The sequence below is a fragment of the Belliella aquatica genome, assembly GCF_014637795.1.
Lineage (GTDB): Bacteria > Bacteroidota > Bacteroidia > Cytophagales > Cyclobacteriaceae > Belliella > Belliella aquatica.
In genome coordinates this window covers 46809-47600 of sequence record NZ_BMFD01000022.1, presented here as the reverse complement: position 1 = coordinate 47600, position 792 = coordinate 46809, and the positions used below count along the sequence as shown (strand labels likewise).

At 47.6% G+C, this 792-nt stretch carries 1 protein-coding gene and 1 pseudogene; both read right to left on the bottom strand.

Translation table 11 applies throughout. The features are described from left to right. Positions 1-626, bottom strand: a pseudogene (locus IEV57_RS17975) (OmpA family protein); the annotation flags it as partial. Then, positions 565-792 (bottom strand): hypothetical protein (locus IEV57_RS19435; protein ID WP_229744562.1); only part of this gene is annotated, 228 nt, incomplete at its 5' end. The pseudogene IEV57_RS17975 and the gene IEV57_RS19435, both read right to left, overlap by 62 nt.

The window sequence follows — 792 nt, the reverse complement described above, 5'->3', positions numbered from 1 at the left end:
TAGTCTGCCATAAACACATCCAAGCCTCCCAAGCCTGGGTGGCCGTTGCTCGAAAAGTAAAGCTTGTCTCCTATTCTATACGGATGGCTTTCGTTTTTACCTGTATTGACCGAGGGCCCCAAGTTTACTGGGGTTCCAAAGTTTAAGTCATCGTCATAGCTCACGTAGTAGAGGTCAAAGCCTCCTTGTCCGCCTTCCATGTCTGAGCTGAAGTAGATTCTTTTGGCTTGTTCATCCACAAAGGGATGCATCACTCCGTATTTGGTTGCTTCGTTGAAGGGCATGGCCTTGTGTTCTGACATCATGCCTGATTCGTCTACTTTGCTGTAGTAGATCTCTGTACCTACCGCAAACTCTAGGGTTCGCTTTGCTTTGGTGATCCTTCTTGTCACCGTATAGAACATCAGGTCTTTGCTATGCATAAAGCTTGCATCTGAGAAGTGGAGCACTTCTTCGTCGCCTGTGTTCAACTCTGTTAGGTTGCCTGCTGTATCTTTTCTGATGATCCTGAAAAACTCCCTGTCGTTGAAGTCATACTTCTCCTTGCTGTAGATGTTGTTCAGATCAAGTCTGATCGCTGCCTTCTCCGTTGGTGTTACTGCACCTCGGTCGGAAGCAAAGTACATGTTCTTGTTTTTGTCTAGGGCCATGCCCATATCTGAACCGCTGCTGTTCACTCCTGCCAGAGGCACTAGCTTCAGGTTGGCTCGTTGACTGTAAAGCGTCTTCATCTTCTGCGCATCGATCTCCGGAAAGTCGTCTGCTGTGAAGTCTGAACCTTCTAGTAAGGCT